The 18940-nt window shown below is 63.1% G+C and carries 18 protein-coding genes and 1 tRNA gene; 11 read left to right on the top strand and 8 right to left on the bottom strand.

Going from position 1 to position 18940, the window contains the following annotated elements; all coding sequences use genetic code 11:
- Nucleotides 1-10: 10 nt before the first annotated feature.
- Both CKW40_RS33495 and CKW40_RS33500 read left to right on the top strand, forming a co-directional pair.
- Nucleotides 11-1324, top strand: a complete 1314-nt coding sequence (locus CKW40_RS33495) for a YeaH/YhbH family protein (protein ID WP_095204012.1) — start codon at nucleotides 11-13, stop codon at nucleotides 1322-1324.
- 9 nt (nucleotides 1325-1333) lie between these two features.
- The gene (locus tag CKW40_RS33500) at nucleotides 1334-2875 is read left to right on the top strand and encodes a SpoVR family protein (protein WP_095204013.1); all 1542 of its coding nucleotides are present in this window, start codon (nucleotides 1334-1336) and stop codon (nucleotides 2873-2875) included.
- Nucleotides 2876-3099: 224 nt separating this feature from the next.
- Here CKW40_RS33500 and CKW40_RS33505 read toward each other — a convergent pair whose 3' ends face one another.
- Genes CKW40_RS33505 through CKW40_RS33515 form a run of 3 tightly spaced genes read right to left on the bottom strand, consistent with a single transcriptional unit; the run spans nucleotide 3100 to nucleotide 5733 of the window.
- Nucleotides 3100-3990, bottom strand: a complete 891-nt coding sequence (locus tag CKW40_RS33505) for an HlyC/CorC family transporter (protein WP_095204014.1) — start codon at nucleotides 3988-3990, stop codon at nucleotides 3100-3102.
- Between the two features lies 1 nt (nucleotide 3991).
- Nucleotides 3992-5128: a 3-dehydroquinate synthase gene (gene aroB / locus CKW40_RS33510; protein ID WP_095204015.1), complete on the bottom strand. Its 1137-nt coding sequence runs from the start codon at nucleotides 5126-5128 to the stop codon at nucleotides 3992-3994.
- Nucleotides 5125-5733, bottom strand: coding sequence for a shikimate kinase (locus CKW40_RS33515; RefSeq protein ID WP_095204039.1), 609 nt, complete (start codon nucleotides 5731-5733; stop codon nucleotides 5125-5127). The genes aroB and CKW40_RS33515 overlap by 4 nt, the downstream gene beginning before the upstream one ends.
- 211 nt (nucleotides 5734-5944) lie before the next feature.
- Between CKW40_RS33515 and CKW40_RS33520 the strand changes: the two genes are divergently transcribed.
- The 5 genes from CKW40_RS33520 (at nucleotide 5945) to CKW40_RS33540 (ending at nucleotide 9880) form a co-directional block, all read left to right on the top strand.
- A complete protein-coding gene (locus tag CKW40_RS33520) occupies nucleotides 5945-6097 on the top strand; it encodes a hypothetical protein (RefSeq protein ID WP_015315495.1) in 153 nt (50 codons plus the stop codon).
- 27 nt (nucleotides 6098-6124) lie between these two features.
- A complete protein-coding gene (locus CKW40_RS33525) occupies nucleotides 6125-7042 on the top strand; it encodes a site-specific tyrosine recombinase XerD (RefSeq protein ID WP_095204016.1) in 918 nt (305 codons plus the stop codon).
- 98 nt (nucleotides 7043-7140) lie between these two features.
- Nucleotides 7141-8091: an acetyl-CoA carboxylase carboxyltransferase subunit alpha gene (locus CKW40_RS33530; RefSeq protein WP_095204017.1), complete on the top strand. Its 951-nt coding sequence runs from the start codon at nucleotides 7141-7143 to the stop codon at nucleotides 8089-8091.
- 242 nt (nucleotides 8092-8333) lie between these two features.
- Complete coding sequence (locus CKW40_RS33535) at nucleotides 8334-9632, top strand: L,D-transpeptidase family protein (RefSeq protein WP_095204018.1); 1299 nt, start codon at nucleotides 8334-8336, stop codon at nucleotides 9630-9632.
- An 8-nt stretch (nucleotides 9633-9640) separates the two neighbouring features.
- The gene (locus CKW40_RS33540; RefSeq protein ID WP_179298211.1) at nucleotides 9641-9880 is read left to right on the top strand and encodes a sulfurtransferase TusA family protein; all 240 of its coding nucleotides are present in this window, start codon (nucleotides 9641-9643) and stop codon (nucleotides 9878-9880) included.
- 16 nt (nucleotides 9881-9896) lie between these two features.
- Here CKW40_RS33540 and CKW40_RS33545 read toward each other — a convergent pair whose 3' ends face one another.
- Nucleotides 9897-11015, bottom strand: a complete 1119-nt coding sequence (locus tag CKW40_RS33545; RefSeq protein ID WP_179298212.1) for a CobW family GTP-binding protein — start codon at nucleotides 11013-11015, stop codon at nucleotides 9897-9899.
- A 4-nt stretch (nucleotides 11016-11019) separates the two neighbouring features.
- Nucleotides 11020-12186 (bottom strand): D-alanyl-D-alanine carboxypeptidase family protein, encoded by a 1167-nt coding sequence (locus CKW40_RS33550; protein WP_095204020.1) that lies wholly within the window; start codon nucleotides 12184-12186, stop codon nucleotides 11020-11022.
- A 254-nt stretch (nucleotides 12187-12440) separates the two neighbouring features.
- Here CKW40_RS33550 and CKW40_RS33555 point away from each other — a divergent pair, with 254 nt between their 5' ends.
- From CKW40_RS33555 to CKW40_RS33570, 4 genes are all read left to right on the top strand, one after another.
- Nucleotides 12441-13604, top strand: a complete 1164-nt coding sequence (locus CKW40_RS33555; protein ID WP_095204041.1) for a M20 aminoacylase family protein — start codon at nucleotides 12441-12443, stop codon at nucleotides 13602-13604.
- A gap of 84 nt (nucleotides 13605-13688) precedes the next feature.
- Nucleotides 13689-13765, top strand: a tRNA-Arg gene (locus CKW40_RS33560).
- Between the two features lie 476 nt (nucleotides 13766-14241).
- Nucleotides 14242-15798, top strand: coding sequence for a VOC family protein (locus CKW40_RS33565; protein WP_095204021.1), 1557 nt, complete (start codon nucleotides 14242-14244; stop codon nucleotides 15796-15798).
- 35 nt (nucleotides 15799-15833) lie between these two features.
- Complete coding sequence (locus CKW40_RS33570) at nucleotides 15834-16418, top strand: cytochrome b (RefSeq protein WP_244571391.1); 585 nt, start codon at nucleotides 15834-15836, stop codon at nucleotides 16416-16418.
- A 7-nt stretch (nucleotides 16419-16425) separates the two neighbouring features.
- On the opposite strand, the gene CKW40_RS33575 is transcribed toward CKW40_RS33570, so the two are convergent.
- From CKW40_RS33575 to CKW40_RS33585, 3 genes are all read right to left on the bottom strand, one after another.
- Nucleotides 16426-16860 (bottom strand): YqaA family protein, encoded by a 435-nt coding sequence (locus CKW40_RS33575; RefSeq protein WP_095204023.1) that lies wholly within the window; start codon nucleotides 16858-16860, stop codon nucleotides 16426-16428.
- 6 nt (nucleotides 16861-16866) lie between these two features.
- Nucleotides 16867-18375: a multicopper oxidase family protein gene (locus CKW40_RS33580; protein WP_095204024.1), complete on the bottom strand. Its 1509-nt coding sequence runs from the start codon at nucleotides 18373-18375 to the stop codon at nucleotides 16867-16869.
- 202 nt (nucleotides 18376-18577) lie between these two features.
- Nucleotides 18578-18931, bottom strand: coding sequence for a cupin domain-containing protein (locus tag CKW40_RS33585; RefSeq protein WP_095204025.1), 354 nt, complete (start codon nucleotides 18929-18931; stop codon nucleotides 18578-18580).
- Between the last annotated feature and the right edge of the window lie 9 nt (nucleotides 18932-18940).

The raw sequence follows: 18940 nt of genomic DNA on the forward strand, positions 1-18940 counted from the left end.
GAATGGTTCCATGCCTATCTTTATCGACCGTCGCCTGAATCCGAAGGACAAAAGCCTGGGCAATCGCCAGCGCTTCGTTAGGCGCGCGCGGGAAGAGCTCAAGCGGAGCATTCGCGATCAGATCCGCATCGGCAGGATCGCAGACGTGGATGCCGAGCACGCCGTGCCCATGCCCGAAAGAGGCACGGGCGAGCCGGCCTTCAACAACGCCAGGAATGGCGGCAGGCGCCAGCACATCCTGCCGGGCAATAGGCATTTCTCCCCTGGAGACCTGATCCCCAAGCCCGGCCAGGGCGTCGGCGCCGGGGCGTCGTCCCCGGGAAACACGGCGTCTGAAGACGACTTTCGTTTCGTGCTGTCACGCGAAGAGGTGCTCGATCTTTTTTTCGAGGATCTCGAACTCCCGGATATGGTCAAGCTCAACCTCAAGGAAATCCTTGCCTTCAAGCCGCGCCGGGCTGGCTTCGCCGCCACCGGTTCACCGACCAACATCAATGTTGGGCGCACGATGCGTAACAGCCACGGCCGGCGCATCGCGCTGAGGCGCCCTAAGCAGGAGGAGTTGGACGCAATCCTCGAGGAAATCGCCATGCTTGAGTTGGTGCCATCCAGCGCAGCGGCGCACCAGCGCATTGCGGCATTGCGGCAGGAGCTTGACCGGTTGGAGCGGCGGCGCAGGCGAATTGCCTTTGTCGATCCTGTCGACATCCGATTCAACCGCTTCGATCCCCAGCCTGTGCCGAACGCCAATGCCGTCATGTTCTGTCTGATGGATGTGTCCGGGTCCATGGGCGAGCGCGAAAAGGATCTGGCCAAGCGCTTCTTCGTGCTGCTGCACCTGTTCTTGAAACGGCGCTATGACCGCATCGAGATCGTCTTCATCCGCCATACCCACGAGGCGCAGGAGGTTGACGAGGAGACGTTCTTCAATTGCACGCAAAGCGGCGGTACCATCGTTTCCACCGCGCTCGAGGAAATGCATCGCATCATCAGGCAGCGATATCCGCCCAGCGAGTGGAACATCTATGCCGCCCAGGCCTCTGACGGAGACAATTCCGTCACCGATTCCGAGCGCTGCATAGCCCTGCTCGACGGGAAGCTCATGCGGCTGTGCCAGTATTTTGCCTACGTCGAGATCATCGACAAGCGCGAAGCCCATATCTTCGGCACGACCGAAAACGGGACATCGCTATGGCGTGCCTATAGCGCGATCGACCTGAAATGGTCGAACTTCCAGATGAGCCGCATCGCCACGCCCGCCGATATCTACCCGGTCTTTCGCCAGCTCTTCGGCAAACAGCCTGCTGTCCTTAAGAGAGCGTGAGAGGGGCCGATGGCCAGACAAGCCGGTAAATCCGATCTGCTTTTTTCCGGATCCGACTGGGATTTTACGAAATTGTCGCGGACCTATGACGCGATAGAGGCAATCGCGGTCGAAGAGCTTCATCTCGATACCTATCCCGTGCAGATGGAGATCATCTCCTCCCAACAGATGCTCGACGCTTACTCGTCAGTCGGTATGCCACTGATGTACCACCACTGGTCTTTCGGCAAACACTTCCTCTACCAGGACCTGCTCTATCGCAAAGGCGGGCGCGGGCTTGCCTATGAACTGGTCATCAATTCCAATCCCTGCATCGTCTATCTGATGGAGGAAAACACCATGGCCCTGCAGGCCTTGGTGACGGCCCATGCCGCGCTCGGGCATAACCATTTCTTCAAGAACAATCATTTGTTCAAGCAGTGGACGGACGCTGGGGCGATCCTCAGCTACCTGGACTTCGCCAAGAGCTACATTGCTCGTTGCGAGGAGCGGCACGGTCTCGCTACCGTCGAGGCTGTCCTCGATTCCACCCACGCGCTGATGGAACAGGGCGTGTTCCGCTATCGCCGGCCACCGAAGCTGTCGTCGGAACGGCAGCGCGAAGGGCTTCGCGAGCGTCTCGAATACGAAGAGCGCTCCTACAACGATTTGTGGCGCACGCTGCCGCCTTCGCAGCAAAGGGTCAAGGACAAGGCCCAAGACCCGGAGTGGAAGAAATCGCTCAACCTGCCCGAGGAAAACCTGCTCTATTTCCTGGAAAAGAACAGCCCGATCCTGGATCCCTGGCAGCGTGAGATCATCAGGATCGTTCGCGTCATAGCACAATATTTTTATCCGCAACGGCAAACACAGGTGATGAACGAGGGCTGCGCCACCTTCGTGCACTATACGTTGATGAACATGCTGTTCGACCGCGGCCGGATCAGCGAGGGCGCCATGCTCGAAATCCTGCGCAATCATTCCAACGTGATCTTCCAGCCGGCGTTCGACGATCCACGCTTTTCCGGCATCAACCCCTACGCTCTCGGCCTCGACATGATGCAGGACATTCAGCGCATCTCGACCGAGCCGACGGCCGAGGATCGGGATTGGTTTCCCAACATCGCCGGCCGCGGAAACTGGCGCGAGGTCCTGCTCGACGCATGGGCAGAGCACCGCGACGAGTCCTTCATCCGCCAATACCTCAGCCCGGCCTTGATCCGGAAGTGGCGGTTTTTTGTGCTCGGCGACGCTGCCGACCAACCGCATTTTCAGGTTGCCTCGATCCACAACGAGCGCGGCTATGAAAAGATACGCGCCGCGCTTGCTCACAGCTACGATGTCGGCGCGAACCGACCGGACATTCAGGTGGTGGATGTCGATCTGCTCGGCGACCGGCATTTGCGACTGCAGCACAAGGTGAATCACGGCATCCTTCTCGAGGATGCCAGCCGTGACGCCACGCTTCGTCACATCCGGAGGCTTTGGGGTTATGAGGTCAGTTTGGCGGCTGTCGACGCTGAGACGGGCCTGACGATCCACGAACGCTCGACGAGCCAGATCGCAGAATGAGGCTCGGTGGTTGCGCTGGTCCTCACGGCTCTCGGCCTGACGCATGTCGCCCAAAAGTGCGCAGCGGCGGGACAAACGACAGGCGCAAAAACAAGGGCTTTAGAACAATTCCAGGAAAAGTGTGAAACGGTTTTCCCGGGAAAAGCGCATAGCGCTTTCCCTTGGGAATTGCGTCAAAACAAAGAGTTAGAGCGGTCGCCGTTTCCGTGAAACGGTGAACTGCTCTAAGCGTCGCCGGCCGGCCTGATCCTCAACCGGGCAATGCGGTTCTTGTCGCGCTTCATAACGATGAAGCGCTTGCCGTGGAAGGTGAAGGCCTGCTTCTCATCGGGAATCGACTGCGCCTCGTGGATGACGAGGCCGGCGATCGTCGTCGCTTCCTCGTCCGGCAGGTTCCAGTCGAGCGCGCGGTTCAGGTCGCGGATCGGCACATTGCCGTCGACGACGACGGAGCCGTCGGCTTCCTGCTTGACGCCCTGGATATCGACATCGTGCTCGTCGGCGATTTCGCCGACGATCTCCTCGATGATGTCCTCCAGTGTCACCAGCCCTTCGACCTCGCCATATTCGTCGACGACGACGGCGAAATGCGCCTTGCGGCGCAGGAAGGCGTTGAGCTGTTCCTGCAAGGTCGTGGTGTCGGGCACGAACCAGGGTTTCGAGGCGATCTTCATCACATCGATCTTGGAAAAATCATTGCCGACTTCGTTCAGCGCGCGCAGCAGATCCTTGGCGTGCAGCACGCCGACAATGTTGTCGAGCGAACCCTTCCACAGCGGCATGCGGGTGTGCGGGCTCTGCAGGATCTCGCGCACCACCGCTTCCGGCGCATTGTCGGCATTGACCGAGCGCATATTGGTGCGGTGGACCATGATGTCGGAGACTTCGAGCTCTTCGAGGTCGAACAGGCCACCAATGCGGTCGCGATCCTCGCGCACCACCTGGCCGTCGCGGCGGAAATCGTCGACCGCGCCGCGCAACTCGTCCTGGCTCGAGCGCTGCGGCTCGATGCGCGACAACTCGTAGCCGAACATGGCGAGAAGGCGCGTGCGCACGGCAACGACCAGCAGGATGAGGATGGCAAGGACGGCGACGATGACCCAGCCGTTGTCCATCTCAGCCGGCTTTCCGGCTGGCTGGATGGTTTTCCCTCAGGAACGACAGCACTTCCGAAGCCGGAACGTCCTTGGCAATGAAAGCCTGGCCGATGCCGCGCGTCAGGATGAAGGTCAGCGCGCCGCGCGACACCTTCTTGTCCTGGGTGATGAAGGCAAGCAGCGCCTCGGCATCAGGCAAATCGCCTGGAATATCGGCCATCCGCCAGGGTAGGCCGACGGCGCGCAGATGCGTCTCGACGCGCGCCGCATCGTCGGGGCTGGCCAGATTGAGCCGCGAGGAGAAGCGATGCGCCAGCGCCATGCCGATGGCGACCCCCTCGCCATGGACGAGCCGGGCGCCGTCATACTGCGTGGCGGCTTCGAGCGCGTGGCCGAATGTATGGCCGAGATTGAGAAGCGCCCGGTCGCCGGTCTCGAATTCGTCGCGGGCGACGACATCGGCCTTGGCGCGGCAGGCTTCGGCAATCGCCTGCGCCCGCTCCGGCCCGCCAGCGAACACCTTTTCCCAGTTCGCTTCCAGCCATGCGAAAAGTTCCGGCCGGTCGATCAGCCCGTATTTGGCGAGCTCGGCATAGCCGGCGCGGAATTCGCGGATCGGCAACGTGTCGAGCACTTGCGTGTCGGCCAGCACCAGCCTGGGCTGCAGGAAGACGCCGACAAGGTTCTTGCCGCGCGGGCTGTTGATGCCGGTCTTGCCGCCGACCGAGGAATCGACCTGTGCCAGCAGCGAGGTCGGGATCTGCACGAAATTCATGCCGCGCCGCACAATGCCGGCGGCAAAACCGGTGAGATCGCCGATGACGCCGCCGCCCAGCGCGATGACGACGTCGCCGCGCTCCAGCCTGGCGGCCAGCACGCCATCGACCACCTCCTCGAGATGGGCAAAGCTCTTGGTCTTCTCGCCCGGCGGCATCGTGATGACGGTGGGCTGGATGCCACCCTTCTCGAGTCCGGCCTTCAGCGTATCGAGATGCGCGGCGGCGACATTCTCGTCGGTGACGACAGCCGCGCGCGTGCCCGGCAGCCGGCGCGAAATCTCCTCACCCGCGCGCGACAACAGGCCGGAGCCGATCAATATGTCGTAGGCCCGGTCGCCAAGCCCGACTTCCACGGTGACGGGCTGATCCGCGCTCACGATTCGACCTCGCCCGTCGCAGCGATTTCATCGATGCCGAAATGCCGGCACAGTGCGGCCAGCACCTCGGCGGCGATAACTTCCTTGCGGTCGTCGCGGGTCAGCACGGTGACATCTGATGTGGCATAGACCGGGTAGCGCTCGCCCATCAGCCGCTCCAGCACGGCGCGGGGATCAGCGCTCTTCAGCAGCGGCCGGTTCTGCTTCTTCGAAACCCGTTCCATCAGAAGGTCGAGTTCGGCCTTCAGCCACACCGAGACGCCATGCGCGGCGATGGCCTCGCGCGTCTGCGCATTCATGAAGGCGCCGCCGCCGGTCGACAGCACTTGCGGGCCATTTTCCAGCACGCGCAGGATGACGCGCTGTTCCAGCGCCCTGAACTCGGTCTCACCATAGCGCTCGAACAGCTCCGGAACGGTCATGCGCGAGACGCTCTCGATCTCCTGGTCGCTGTCGATGAAAGGCAGCGAAAGCATGGTCGCCACCTTGCGGCCGATCGCCGTCTTGCCGGCGCCCATCAGGCCGACAAAGACGATGGACCGGCTGCCCAGCCGGCCAAGCAGCGCCGCATGGGTCTCGCCTGGAGGATTTGCCTGGTGCGTCATCAGCTGTTTCTTGGGCCCTCTTTGCCGGCGTATCGACATGAAAAGCCGGTTTGCGTCAAGCGTGCCGAGCAGTCAGAAGCCTATATCGGCCGGGGGATGCCTGCATCAGAAGTTGCTAACAGGCCTCCGCTTCTTCCTTGAATTGGCCGGATTGGCGTCCCATAAGGGCACAGGGTTTGGAAACGCAGAACAAGAAGACGGGCGAAAATTGATGCCGACACTGTTTCGCTTTGTCGTGACCCTCGCGATTCTGGCCGGCATTGCCTATGGTACGATGTTCGCGCTGGTGATGTTCGTCGAGCCGAAAAAAGCGGAGATGAGCGTGCGTATCCCGCCAGAAAAGCTGAACCCCAAGAAAAACTGAATCCCGAAGAAAACTGACCAGCAGGAAATGAACAGCGCCGCCCGCATCGAGGCCTTCCTGGAAATGATGAGCGCCGAGCGCGGCGCTGCGGAGAACACGCTGTCCTCCTACCGCCGCGACCTCGAAGACGCCTCGACCGAGATCGAGGGCGGGCTCGCCGCCGCGGGTGCCGCCGATATCCGCGCCTATCTCGACGACATCGCCGCGCGCGGCTTCGCGCCGACCTCGCAGGCGCGCAAACTGTCGGCGATCCGCCAGTTCTTCAAATTCCTCTATGCCGAGGGCCTGCGCACCGACGACCCGACCGGCACGCTGGACAGCCCGAAAAAGGGCCGCCCGCTGCCCAAGACAATGAGCGAGGCCGACACCGGCCGTCTGATCGACCGCGCCGCGACCGAAGCCGGCGATGCCGGGCGTGGCCACAGCGACCGGCTGGCCGCCCTGCGCCTGCATGCACTGGTCGAGGTGCTCTACGCCACCGGCCTGCGCGTTTCCGAGCTGGTCGGCCTGCCGGTGACGGTGGCGCAGCGTGACGACCGTTTCTTCATGGTGCGCGGTAAGGGCGACAAGGAGCGCATGGTGCCGCTGTCGGCCAAGGCGCGCACGGCGATGCGCGCCTGGCTTGCCGCCCGGGCCGGGGTGCCCACCTTCGCCGACAGCCCGTTCCTGTTTCCGGCGGCATCCGACAGCGGCTATCTCTCGCGCCAGGTCTTTGCCCGCGACCTGAAAGGGCTGGCGGCGCGCGCCGGTATCGCCTCGGCGAAAATATCGCCGCACGTGCTGCGCCATGCTTTCGCCAGCCATCTCCTGCAGAACGGCGCCGATCTCAGGGCCGTGCAGCAGTTGCTTGGCCATGCCGACATATCGACGACACAGATTTACACCCATGTGCTGGAGGAGCGGCTGGTGCGGCTGGTCAACGATCATCATCCGCTTGCCGACTAGGCCTCATATCGCTATGTGAGGACGACATTTCACCGCCCGGAGCCTTGGTTTCAACGGTTCCGCAGTCCTTGCCTTCCGACGTATCGGTCCGCTCAAGCATGTACAATTACCTCGATTTCGAAAAGCCGGTGCAGGATCTTGAGCTCAAGATCCTCGAGCTCAAGAAGCTTGCCGAGAACGGCGAGGCGGTCGATGTCGCCGATGAGATCACTAGGCTCGAGAAGCGCTCGCGCGACGCGCTGCGCGAGCTCTACAGGGCGCTGACGCCCTGGCAGAAGGTGCAGGTGGCCCGCCATTCCGACAGGCCGCACTGCGTCGACTACATCAAGGGCCTGTTCAGCGACTTCACGCCGCTCGCCGGCGACCGCAATTTCGGCGAGGACCAGGCGATCGTCGGTGGGTTTGCCCGCTTTCGCGGCGAGCCTGTCGCGATCATCGGCCAGGAAAAGGGCTCGGACACGACCAGCCGCCTGAAGCACAATTTCGGCTCGGTGCGCCCCGAAGGCTACCGCAAGGCGGTGCGGCTGATGGAGCTGGCCGACCGCTTCAAGATTCCGCTGTTGACGCTGGTCGACACGGCGGGCGCCTATCCCGGCGTCGGCGCCGAGGAGCGCGGTCAGGCCGAAGCCATTGCCCGCTCGACCTCGGCCTGTCTTGGGCTCAAGGTGCCGTCGATTTCGGTGGTCATCGGCGAAGGCGGTTCGGGCGGCGCCATCGCCATCGCCACCGCCAACCGCGTCTACATGCTCGAACACGCCATCTATTCGGTGATTTCGCCGGAGGGTGCGGCGTCGATCCTGTGGCGCGACACCACGCGCTCCAAGGACGCAGCGACCAATATGAAGATCACCGCGCAGGATCTTCTGGAACTGAAGATCATCGACGCCATCATCCCCGAACCGATGGGCGGCGCCCAACGCGCCCCCGAAACGGTGATTGCCGCGACCGGCGACCTCATTGCCAAGACGATGAAGGAATTTGCCGGCGCCAACACCGACTTCCGCGAACAGCGCCGCGAGAAATATCTGGCGATGGGCCGCAGCCTCTGATTGCCCTCTGACGGCGGAACAAGGCCATCGGAAGCGACGCGCCCATAGCAATGTGGCGACAATGAGCAATTTCGCCACAAAAATGCCGCCGCATTCGGGTCAATGAAATTGCCGCCAGCGGTTGGTCGAAGCTTGTGGTAAGGAATTTTCAAGGTTAACGGGCTTACGGTCCGTCGGTGTTCAGCATACGGGCTCGGCCGTTTCGAAGCCATTGGCCCGAGGGAAAAGATATAGCCGTATCCATGTTTGCCAAGCTCGCCCGCACCGGAGTCCTCGTCACCTCGATAGCCATTGCTGGCTGCAATGATTCGTCGATGAAGGATTTTGCCCCGGAAGCCAACAAGCCGCTGCCGGACAAGATTCTTGCCGACATGAAGGCCAAGGGCATGATCCGCACCTCTTCGGTGATGGCGCGCATCTTCAAGGAAGAGGGCAAGCTCGAGATCTGGAAGGCCAAGACCAACGGCCGCTACGACATGGTGGCGAGCTACGACATCTGCAAATGGTCGGGCAAGCTGGGTCCGAAATACACCGAAGGCGACCGCCAGGCGCCGGAAGGCTTCTATACGGTGCGGCCGTCGCAGATGAACCCGCGCTCAAACTATCATCTGTCCTTCAACATCGGCTTTCCCAACGCCTATGACCGTGCCAATGGCCGCACTGGCCAGAACCTGATGGTGCACGGCGCCTGTTCGTCCTCGGGCTGCTATTCGATGACCGACGCGCAGATCGAGCAGATCTATGCCTTCGGCCGCGATGCCTTCCAGGGTGGGCAGACCGAGTTCCAGGTCGAGGCCTTTCCGTTCCGCATGACCGCCGCCAACATGGCGCGCTACCGCAACGACCCGAACTACGAGTTCTGGAAGATGCTGAAGGTCGGCTACGACAATTTCGAGATCACCAAAGTGCCTCCGAAGGTGGACGTCTGCGAGAAGCGCTACGTCTTCAACCAGGTCGCCGCCGACGGCCAGACGTTCGATCCGACCGGGCCGTGCCCGGCAACCACGCAGCCGGATTCGCTGAAGAGCGCCTACAACGCCTATCAGAGCACCTACGACGCGGCGTACAATGGTGCGCTCAAGGCCAGCGTGCCGCCGCCCAAGCCAACCATCGCCGGCATCAAGGAAGCCAGCATCGTCTCCGACTGGTCGAAGCGCCGGGCGCGCGGCGAGCGCGTGCCGATCGATCCGCCGTCGCTCAACAACGACGGCTCGGTCACCGAGACGGCGCGCATGGGCCGCATCGATTCGCCGGCCGGCCGCAAGATGGCTGCGCTCGACGCCGAGAAAGCCGCCAAGCAGAAGGCCGAGGAACAACGGCTGGCTGTCATAGAGGCCGCCAAGCAAGCCAAGGAAGCCGCCAAGGCACAGGCACTTGCCGAAAAGGAGGCGGCTAAGGCCGCTAAGGAAGCCCCAGTCGCCACCGCCACCATCGCCGCCCCGACCGAGGCCGCGCCGGCAGCCGAAACACAAGCCGCCGACGCCGGCGAAGGCACGGTGGCAAAGCTGAAGAACAAGCTGCTCGGCATGTTCGGCGGCTGAGCTTGGTCTTGGCCGGGGATACCGCTATCTATGACCTGAAAGGGCTGAACTGCCCTTTGCCGGTACTGAAGGCAAAGAAGCGCCTGGCCGGGATGCAGCCTGGCAGCCGGCTGTGGCTCGAAACCACCGATCCGCTGGCTGTCATCGATATTCCCGCCTTTTGCTCGGACGCCGGCCACCAGCTGATTGAAACAGCGGCCGTGTCAGGCGGCCATCGATTCCTGGTCGAGCGCGGCGAGACCGTCTGAATTTCGATCTGAGACGCTATCTTCCGGCGATCGCCAGCGGGTTGTTTTCCAGCGCCACGCGGTCGGGCGTGTCGATCGACGGCCGGTTGGTGAAGGCGGCGAACAGCCGGCGCACATAATCCTCGGGCATATCGAGCGTAATCAGCACGAGCCTTGTGCCGCGCTGGCCGTCCGGCCAGGCCGGCAGCCGCGCCGGCGGATGCAGGACCTTCTGCACGCCGTGGATGACCAGCGGCCGTGACGGATCTTCCCTGAGCTCGATCACGCCCTTCATGCGCAGCAGCTTGTCGCCATGCGTCGAACGCAGCAGGTCGAGGAACATCTCGATGGCCGAAAACGGCACCGGACCGTCATGGACCAGCGAATAGGAGCGCACGCGCTGATCGTGGCGATGGCCATGATCGTGACTGTGATCGTGGTCATGGTTATGCCCATGGTGATGGTCGTGGGCATGATCATGCGCCGCCTCCTCGCCGAGCCAGCGCCGAACGTCGGCGGATTTGGTGGCGGGATTGGATAGGCCGCAGTCGAACAGCGCCGCCACGCCTGTTGTTGGATTGCCGGCATCAAGCAGTTCGGCACCTGGATTGACCTGCCGCAGGCGCGCCCGCAGCGCGTCGAGGTCGCCGGCATCGGTCACCAGGTCGGCCTTGCTCAGCACGATGCGGTCGGCGACGGCGACCTGCTTGACCGCCTCGACATGGGCATCGAGCGTGGCATTGCCATTGACCGCGTCGACCAGCGTGATGACGCCGTCGAGCCGAAAAGCCTGGACGAGTGCGGGATGCGCCATGATCGACTGCAGCACCGGCGCCGGGTCGGCAAGGCCCGTGGTCTCGACGATGACACGGGCAAGCCGGGCGATGCGGCCGGTCTGCAGCCGGTCGACGAGGTCGGCCAGCGTGTCGACCAGTTCGCCGCGCACGGTGCAGCACAGGCAGCCGTCCGAGAGCTGGATGATGCCGTCGGAGGCCTGTTCGACCAGCAAATGGTCGATCGCCACCTCGCCATATTCGTTGATGATGACCGCCGTGTCGGCCAGCGCCGGATCCTTCAGCAGCCGGTTGAGCAACGTCGTCTTGCCGGCACCGAGGAAGCCGGTCAGCACCGAAACGGGGATCGGAAAGCCGCTCATCAGGTTAGTTCGCGGCCTTGACCGGCTGGTCACCCTGAGCTGCTGAACCCACCACTGCCGGGTCGGCGCCGGTCGGCGCCGGCCGATCGGGCCGCCAGCTTGGGATCGGCACGTCGGCATATTCCTGGCCGCCCTGGTCGAGCATCGCCTTCGGCGCCGGACCGGTGGCGCCACCGAGGCCGACGGCAACCAGCGTCGGCACATGGTCGAGCTTCTCCTGATAGGGCGATTTCGGCGCGTCCTTGGCCGCAGTGGCCGGTGGCGCCTCGGACTGCTCCTCCTTCGTCTTCTTCTTGCAGACCTCGTCATGCATGTCGTTGGGCGAAACCGTGTCGCCATAGGGCGCCAGTGTTGCGACGGTGGCCGGGCCGGCGGCTTGCGTGTCAAACCCCTGGTCGAGCAGTTTTGCCGCGGCCTCGGCACGGCTGACCGCCGACTTCTCGCCAAGCACGACCGCGACCAGCGTGCGGCCGTTGCGCGTCGCCGAACCGATCATGTTGAAGCCGGAAGGGCAGACGAAACCCGTCTTCATGCCATCGGCGCCGGGATAGCGTCCGATCAGGAGATTGTAATTCGGAATGGCCTTCTTGCCGACAGCGAGGCCCTCGATCGAGAACCATGGCGCATATTGCGGGAACTCGCGGCGGATCGCCATCACCAGGACTGAAAGGTCACGCGCCGTCGTGTACTGGTCGGGCGAGTAAAGCCCGTTGGGATTGACGAAATGGGTGCCGTTCATGCCGAGCCGGGCCGCCTCGGCGTTCATCCTTTCGGCGAAGGCGGCCTGCGAACCTCCAACATTCTCGCCGACCGCCATGGCAATGTCATTGGCCGATTTGACCAACATCATCTTCAACGCATTGTCGAGCCGCATCACCGAGCCCGGCTTGAAACCCATCTTGCTTGGCGGTTCGCCGGCGGAGTGCTTGGTCACCTTGATCGGCGAATCGAGCTGGACTTCGCCCGCCGCGATCGCCCGGAAGGTCACATAGGCGGTCATCAGCTTGCTGAGCGAGGCCGGATACCAGCGTTTGAAGGCGTCCTGGTGCTGCAGGATCTGGCCGTTCTTCAGGTCGAAGACAACCACCGGATTGGCCAGCGCCGGCCCAGCCAGGACCGACAGCATGATTGCGCCAGCCGGGAATAGTTTGAGGAAATGCCTGTGCCGCATGATCTAATCCGAAATCGCCTCTTGCCGTAGTCGCCCCTGGCTCCGTAAGATTTCGTTACGTGACCGCCAGCATAATGAGTCCGTCCCTCAAAAACGGACTGCATCGGTGCGGTGCTATTTACCCTATGTGACGCCAACATGGCAAAGTGCCTGACAATCACAATTCCAAAACCCCGGGCACAATTGCAAAACCCGGGGCACAATTGCAGAACACCAGGCTGAAGCCGGCTGCTCCAACAACGAATGGAACCATCATGCCAATCCTGAACCGCGCCGCTGAAATGCAGGACGAAGTTGCCGGCTGGCGCCGGCATCTGCACCAGACGCCGGAGCTGAACTTCGATGTCTTCAAGACGGCGGCTTTCGTCACCGAAAAGCTGAAGGAGTTCGGTTGCGACGATGTGGTCACCGGCCTCGGCAAGACCGGCGTCGTCGGCATCATCCGCGGCCGCCAGGGCGAAGGCGCCACCATCGGCCTGCGCGCCGACATGGATGCGCTGCCGCTCAACGAAATCACCGGCAAGCCTTACGCCTCGACCGTTCCGGGCAAGATGCACGCCTGCGGCCATGATGGCCACACGGCGATGCTTTTGGGTGCAGCCAAATATCTCGCCGAGACGCGCAATTTCGCCGGCTCCGTGGCGGTGATCTTCCAGCCGGCCGAGGAAGGTGGCGGCGGCGGCAACGAGATGGTCAAGGACGGCATGATGGAGCGCTTCGACATCTCGAAGGTTTTTGGCATGCACAACATGCCGGGCCTGCCTGTCGGCCAGTTCGCCATTCGCCCGGGTCCGATCATGGCGGCGACGGCCGAATTCACCATCACCGTGAAAGGCAGGGGCGGCCATGCCGCCATGCCACACGGCACGATCGACCCGATCGTCATCACCAGCCAGCTGGTCGGCGCGCTGCAGACGATCGCCTCGCGCAGCACCGATCCGGTCGAGGCCGTGGTGGTCTCGGTGACAAAATTCCATGCCGGCGACGCCTACAACATCATTCCCGAATCGGCAGAGATCGCCGGCACCGTGCGCACCTTGCGCAAGGAGATCGCCAAAAAATCCGAGGAGCGCATCCGCACCATCTGCGACGGTCTGGCGACCGCCTTCGGCGCCAAGATCGAGGTCGACTACCAGGCAAATTACCCCGTCACCTTCAATCATGCCGAGGAGACGGTGTTTGCCAGCGATATCGCCGCAACCGTCGCAGGCGACGCCCACGTCCACCGCGGCATCCAGCCGGTGATGGGCGGCGAGGATTTCTCTTACATGCTGGAAGCCCGCCCCGGCGCCTTCATCTTCATCGGCAATGGCGACACTGCCGGTCTTCACAACCCGGCCTATGATTTCAACGACGAGGCCATCCCGCACGGTATGAGCTACTGGGTGAAACTGGCGGAAACCGCGCTCGCCGCCTGATGGCTGCTGCGCAAAAGGCTGGCCGATTGCATGCGGCCGGCCTCTTGGCGAAACGGTCCGAAGCGGCTATGTGTCGGGCCGCGTGGTCCCGTAGCTCAGTAGGATAGAGCGGCAGATTCCTAATCTGTAGGTCACAGGTTCGATTCCTGTCGGGATCACCACTCTGATGCAGCGGGATAGCTCGTCTCTCACTGAACGGAAAGCAGAGTGGATCCGGGTTGCGAAAGCCCAAGAGGGCTGCTGCTGGGTCCAATCAACCGGTAGATCAGCGAGCCGAGCCAGTCGCCGCGCAGTTAGGTTGGCAGGTTGATTGCCCGACAAGATGCCGTCTACGATCGCCGGAGCGAGAAATGCTAGCGGCAATGCCCTGCTTAGGTCCGCGCGATGGATGCCGGTAATTTTCGAGAGTTCAGAGATGCTGCGAACTGACCTATTTGTCAGAGCCAACAACATGGAGTGCGACTTGGCCAGTAGGTTGACTAGACTGGAGCGCGGAGCTTTTGCGCGCTTTATTTGACCCCGAAGGCGGCCGTGCCCAGCAATTCGGCGGCGGCGTTGCCACAAAGCAATTTGTTCAACTCGGATGACCGGCACGCGCCGATGATGGCCAGGAACGGTTGAGGAAGGCATCGGCCGAATGACATCGGGCATCCACCACATCACGCTGGTTACACGCAAGGTCCAGGCCAACGTCGATTTCTATGTCGGCTTTCTCGGACTGCGCCTGGTCAAGCGGACGGGTGGTTTCGAGGACGCCGAGCAACTGCATCTGTGTTATGGCGACAGCATTGGTTCGCCGGGATCCCTGATCACTTTCCTCGTGTGGGAGGACGGATCACCCGGCCGGATTGGCCTCGGTCAAGTCGCGGAAGTCGCGCTGTCCGTTCAGCCCGGCGCCATCGGCTTCTGGATCATGCGGTCGTTGCAATTCGGACTGAATGCGAGCGGACCGACGCAGGAATTCGGCGAGCCGGTGCTGCGCCTGACCGACCCGGATGGCGTAGCGATCAAGATCGTCGGAAGCGCGCTGCCCGCGCATGGGCCACCGGCCGACAGCCAGGGAATCGAGCCGGCCAACGCAATCCAGTGCATCCGCGGCGCGACGATTTTCTCGGCGGTCGCCGAGCAGACGTCGGCATTCCTGCAGGACTATTTCGGCTATCGCCCGCTCAAGCACGCCGGGACCGTGCAGCGCCTCGTCTCGGACAGTGGGGACGTTGTCGATGTCCGTGACGCTGTCGGCTTCTGGCCGGGTGCGCCGGGAACCGGCGTCGTCGACCATATCGCCTTCCGCACGCCGGACGTCGCTGCGCTGGAGACGGTGGAACGCCGGCTTGCAAGCCTCAACTCCAGCGCCATCAATGTTCACGACCGCAAATATTTCGTATCGCTCTACGTCCGGGAGCCCGGAGAGACCTTGTTCGAACTCGCAACGGACGGACCCGGAATGATGGTCGATGAACCCATCGAAACCCTCGGCTCGGTGCTCTTCGTTCCGCCTTCCGACGCCGAGCGGGCGGAGGCCATCCGCACGCGGCTGCCGCAGTTTTCGTTGCCTGGCGAGGACCGCGTACGCTATCTCGACCTGCCCTTCGTGCACCGGTTCCATGTGCCATCCGACCCGGACGGCACGACGCTCGTTCTGTTGCATGGGACCGGCGGCAACGAGGCCGACCTGATGCCGTTCGCGGCGAGCCTGGCGCCGCGCGCTGCCTTGCTGGGGGTGCGCGGGCGCAGCGTCGAAGAAGGCACCTTGCGCTGGTTCCGCCGGTTTTCGGCAACAGCGTTCGATCAAGCCGACATAAGGGCCGAGGCAGCCGCCTTTGCCGCCTTCGTGGATGGTGCGATCGGCGGCTATCGGCTGGACACGAACAGACTGGCGTTCCTCGGATATTCCAACGGCGCCAACTTCCTTGTGGCGGCCATGCTGCTGCATCCGCCCCTGGCCCAGCGCACCATCCTGCTTCGCCCCTCACTGGTCCTCGAGGCCCGGCCGGACGCAGATCTGTCGGGCTGCCGGATAGTGATGATCGAGGGACGCGATGATCCCTATGCATCGCTTCTCCCCGGTCTTGCGTCGGTCCTGAGCGAGCGTCACGCGACAGTGTCCGCGCTAACAGTGCCTGCGGGCCACGAACTGAGCGATGCCGATCTGCATGTCCTGGGACCGTCGATAGAAAACTGGCTCGCCTGACCATGCGCACCCTTGATAACCGTCGGGCAGTGGAGGTGAGCGGGAAACCTCGCTCGCATTGGCATTTCGGCATTCGTCTGCTGCATTGGCTGACCGTAATCGCGCTCGCGGCGCAAATCGCCATTGCCTTCGGGCCGATGCGGGGGCCGGGCATGGCGATGATGAACTGGCTGCCGCTTCACATGTCGGTCGGCGTGACGATCCTGGCCATCATCGTCCTCAGGCTTTGCTGGCGCATCTTCACCCGGCCGCCCGCCAGGCCAACCTCACGGTTGATGCGGTTTGCGACGGCCTTCTTCCACATGGTTCTCTACGCCACGATCCTCGCCGTCCTGATAACGGGATGGCTGGGCTACCGGCCAATGCCTTTCATGCCTCCCGCACGGCTTTTCGGAGACTTGCCCGTGCCGTTGGCGCCATCGGTCGGCGCGCTGTCGGCAAGGGGCTTCGCGTTCGTGCATCAGAAGCTGGTCTGGATACTGCTTGGACTTGCCGGTATTCACGTCCTGGCTGCCCTCGCGCATTTCGTGCTGTTGCGCGATGGTGTCATGCAAAGCATGGTTTTTGGCCGATCGCGCACGGCCTCTCAGGACCAGAGCAATTCCAAGAACGACGTGTAACGGCTGATCACGCCGTCGCCCACAACCCTGCCGCAATGATCACCGCATAGCGTGCGGCCTTTCCTGTTGCGACAAGAGCGACGAACACGCCGAGGTTCACGCGTGCAGCCCCCGCCGCAAGGGTGAAAGCATCCCCGACGACCGGCAGCCAGGCAAACAACAACGTCCACTCGCCAAAGCGCCGGAACGTCCGGCATGCCTGTTCATAGCGATCCGCAGTGACAGGGAACCAGCTTCTGTTCCGCAGTGTGTCGATGCCACGCCCCAGAACCCAGTTAACCACGGAGCCGAGCGTGTTGCCTACCGTGGCGACGGCAAGCAGCAACGCGGGATCACCGCGGCCGGAGACGACAAGGCCGGCAAGCACCGCCTCCGACGAAACCGGCAGGACGGTTGCGGCGAGGAACGCACTGAGGAACAGTGCGCCATAGAGCGCCGCCACGCCGGACTATGCCTGCACGTCGACAATGCCCATCATACCGAGCTGCTCATGCTCGAGGATGTGGCAGTGATACATCCTCGGCCCCGGCCGGTCCTGCCGCAACAGCAGCCGCACCGTCTCCCCGCGCGCGACGTTGACGGTGTCCTTCCAGGCGCGATAGGCCGGCTTGGATACCTTGCCGCCGCGTTCGTGCTCAATCACCTGGAATTGCGTCCCATGCACATGGAATGGATGGTCCATGTCCGCTTGGTTGACGATCTCCCAGAGTTCGACCTGCCCAGCCTTGGCGACGACGTCGACGCGCTTCATGTCGAAAGCGGCGCCGTTGATCAGGAACCCCATCTCCATGCCGCTGGCATTCATGGCCATGGTTTCGGTGAAGACGAAACGCCGGCTGACGGCGGGAGTCCCGAGTTGCGCGATCGGCCGCAGCCTGTCGGGCAGTGGTGGGACCGGCTCGGCCGGCGTTTCGGAAACATTGACCGTCAACAGCGTCAACCCGGCATCGGCTGGTCGCCCTGGACCCATCCAGCCGCGGTCATAGTCTAGCGTGGTAAGCGCGGCCGCACCGGGCTTGTCGAAAGAGACGACCAGTTCAAGCCGTTCCGCCGGGCTGAGCAGGATGTCGCCGGCCGCGACCGGGCTCTCCAGCAGACCGCCGTCCGTCCCGATGATTGTCATCGACGCGCCGTCGAAGGAGAGCCGCAAAAACCGCGCGTTGGTCGCATTGTAAAGCCGGAAGCGCCGCTTCGCGCCCAAGGGCACCGTCAGCGTCGGATTCTTCTGTCCGTTGACCAGCACATGGTCGCCGACGCGCCCGTTCATCAGGTCCGTCATCGTGTTGTCGGGCAAGGTGCCGTCGGCGGCAAGGCGCAGGTCGGTGAACACCAGCACGGTGTCGCCATAGGCGGCCGGGATCGGATCGGTCTTCGACTTGACCACGAACGCGCCGGCAAGGCCGCGATAGACCTGCTCTGCCGTCTTGCCGTGCGGATGCGGGTGATACCAGTAGGAGCCGGCGCTGCCTTCCGGCAGATCGAAACTGTAGGTGCGATCGGAGCCGGTGGCGACCGGGTCCATCGGGTTGCCGTCCTGATCGGCCGGCACCGGCATGCCGTGCCAGTGGATGGTGCTTGCCTCGTCCGCTATCCGGTTGGCGAAGGTGATCTCGACCCGGTCGCCCTCGACCGCCTCGATCAGCGGCCCGGGGCTGGTGCCGTTATAGGCTAGGATCGGCGTGTCCAGTCCCTCCGCAAAACGCGCCGTGGCGGATCCGGCCGTCAGCGTCGCCTTGAACAGGCCGGGCGTGCTGGCTTCGTTGGCGAGCTGCGGCAATTGGCGCAACGCGTCGCCCTCACGCAAAACGGCCGCGCCTTGTGGCGCCGCGCCCATGTCGTGGCCTGCGTGGCCGCCCATATCCATGCCGGGCATGTCGTCCATCTTCATCTGGGCGACGGCGCGCTCACTCACAAGAACCGTCGCAAGACCTGCCGCCAGAAAACCACGCCGATGCATCGGTCGTCTCCTCGATCAGTCGTTGAACACCAGGAATGTACCCTAGCAGACTGCCGATGCCCGGCCAGATCAATGCTGCGTTGGGCCGCCTGGTTGGCCCGACGCCATGGCTGTTGGAAGCTCTCCGATGCTGGCGCTATGCGGTCAGCACCAAATATCCGCCATGGCGACGACCATCAGCGGGCTAAGCGAACAAGCCGCCTCAGCCGACCCTGACCACAAAATGCTTGGTGACCGGCTCGATGATCTTCCAGGTTCCCTTGAAATCGGCTTCCACCACGAAAGCATCGCCGGGACCGACTTCGACCGGTGTGCCACCGTCGGGCGTGATGATGATGCGGCCGGCGATCATGTGCACGAACTCATAGTCGGTGTAGGTCGCGTGATAGGTGCCGGGCGACGCCCGCCACGTGCCCGACATCACCTTGCCGTCCGCGGTCGTGTGCTGGACGGCGGTTTGCATGGTCGGATGGCCCTCGACCACGATCCAGCCAGGCAGGTCACCGGCTTCCGCGTGTTCGACGGGGCCAAATTTGAGGATCGTCTTGTTCGTCATGCCAGGCTC

This window comes from Mesorhizobium carmichaelinearum, from assembly GCF_900199455.1.
GTDB classification, from domain to species: Bacteria; Pseudomonadota; Alphaproteobacteria; order Rhizobiales; family Rhizobiaceae; genus Mesorhizobium; species Mesorhizobium carmichaelinearum.

Excerpts from the sequence above, each read along its gene's own strand:
- CKW40_RS33495 (WP_095204012.1), top strand. The coding sequence starts at position 11 with ATGCCTATCTTTATCGACCGTCGCCTGAATCCGAAGGACAAAAGCCTG.
- CKW40_RS33500 (WP_095204013.1), top strand. The coding sequence starts at position 1,334 with ATGGCCAGACAAGCCGGTAAATCCGATCTGCTTTTTTCCGGATCCGAC.
- CKW40_RS33505 (WP_095204014.1), bottom strand. The coding sequence starts at position 3,990 with ATGGACAACGGCTGGGTCATCGTCGCCGTCCTTGCCATCCTCATCCTG.
- CKW40_RS33515 (WP_095204039.1), bottom strand. The coding sequence starts at position 5,733 with ATGACGCACCAGGCAAATCCTCCAGGCGAGACCCATGCGGCGCTGCTT.
- CKW40_RS33520 (WP_015315495.1), top strand. The coding sequence starts at position 5,945 with ATGCCGACACTGTTTCGCTTTGTCGTGACCCTCGCGATTCTGGCCGGC.
- CKW40_RS33525 (WP_095204016.1), top strand. The coding sequence starts at position 6,125 with ATGAACAGCGCCGCCCGCATCGAGGCCTTCCTGGAAATGATGAGCGCC.
- CKW40_RS33530 (WP_095204017.1), top strand. The coding sequence starts at position 7,141 with ATGTACAATTACCTCGATTTCGAAAAGCCGGTGCAGGATCTTGAGCTC.
- CKW40_RS33535 (WP_095204018.1), top strand. The coding sequence starts at position 8,334 with ATGTTTGCCAAGCTCGCCCGCACCGGAGTCCTCGTCACCTCGATAGCC.
- CKW40_RS33545 (WP_179298212.1), bottom strand. The coding sequence starts at position 11,015 with ATGAGCGGCTTTCCGATCCCCGTTTCGGTGCTGACCGGCTTCCTCGGT.
- CKW40_RS33550 (WP_095204020.1), bottom strand. The coding sequence starts at position 12,186 with ATGCGGCACAGGCATTTCCTCAAACTATTCCCGGCTGGCGCAATCATG.
- CKW40_RS33555 (WP_095204041.1), top strand. The coding sequence starts at position 12,441 with ATGCCAATCCTGAACCGCGCCGCTGAAATGCAGGACGAAGTTGCCGGC.
- CKW40_RS33565 (WP_095204021.1), top strand. The coding sequence starts at position 14,242 with ATGACATCGGGCATCCACCACATCACGCTGGTTACACGCAAGGTCCAG.
- CKW40_RS33580 (WP_095204024.1), bottom strand. The coding sequence starts at position 18,375 with ATGCATCGGCGTGGTTTTCTGGCGGCAGGTCTTGCGACGGTTCTTGTG.
- CKW40_RS33585 (WP_095204025.1), bottom strand. The coding sequence starts at position 18,931 with ATGACGAACAAGACGATCCTCAAATTTGGCCCCGTCGAACACGCGGAA.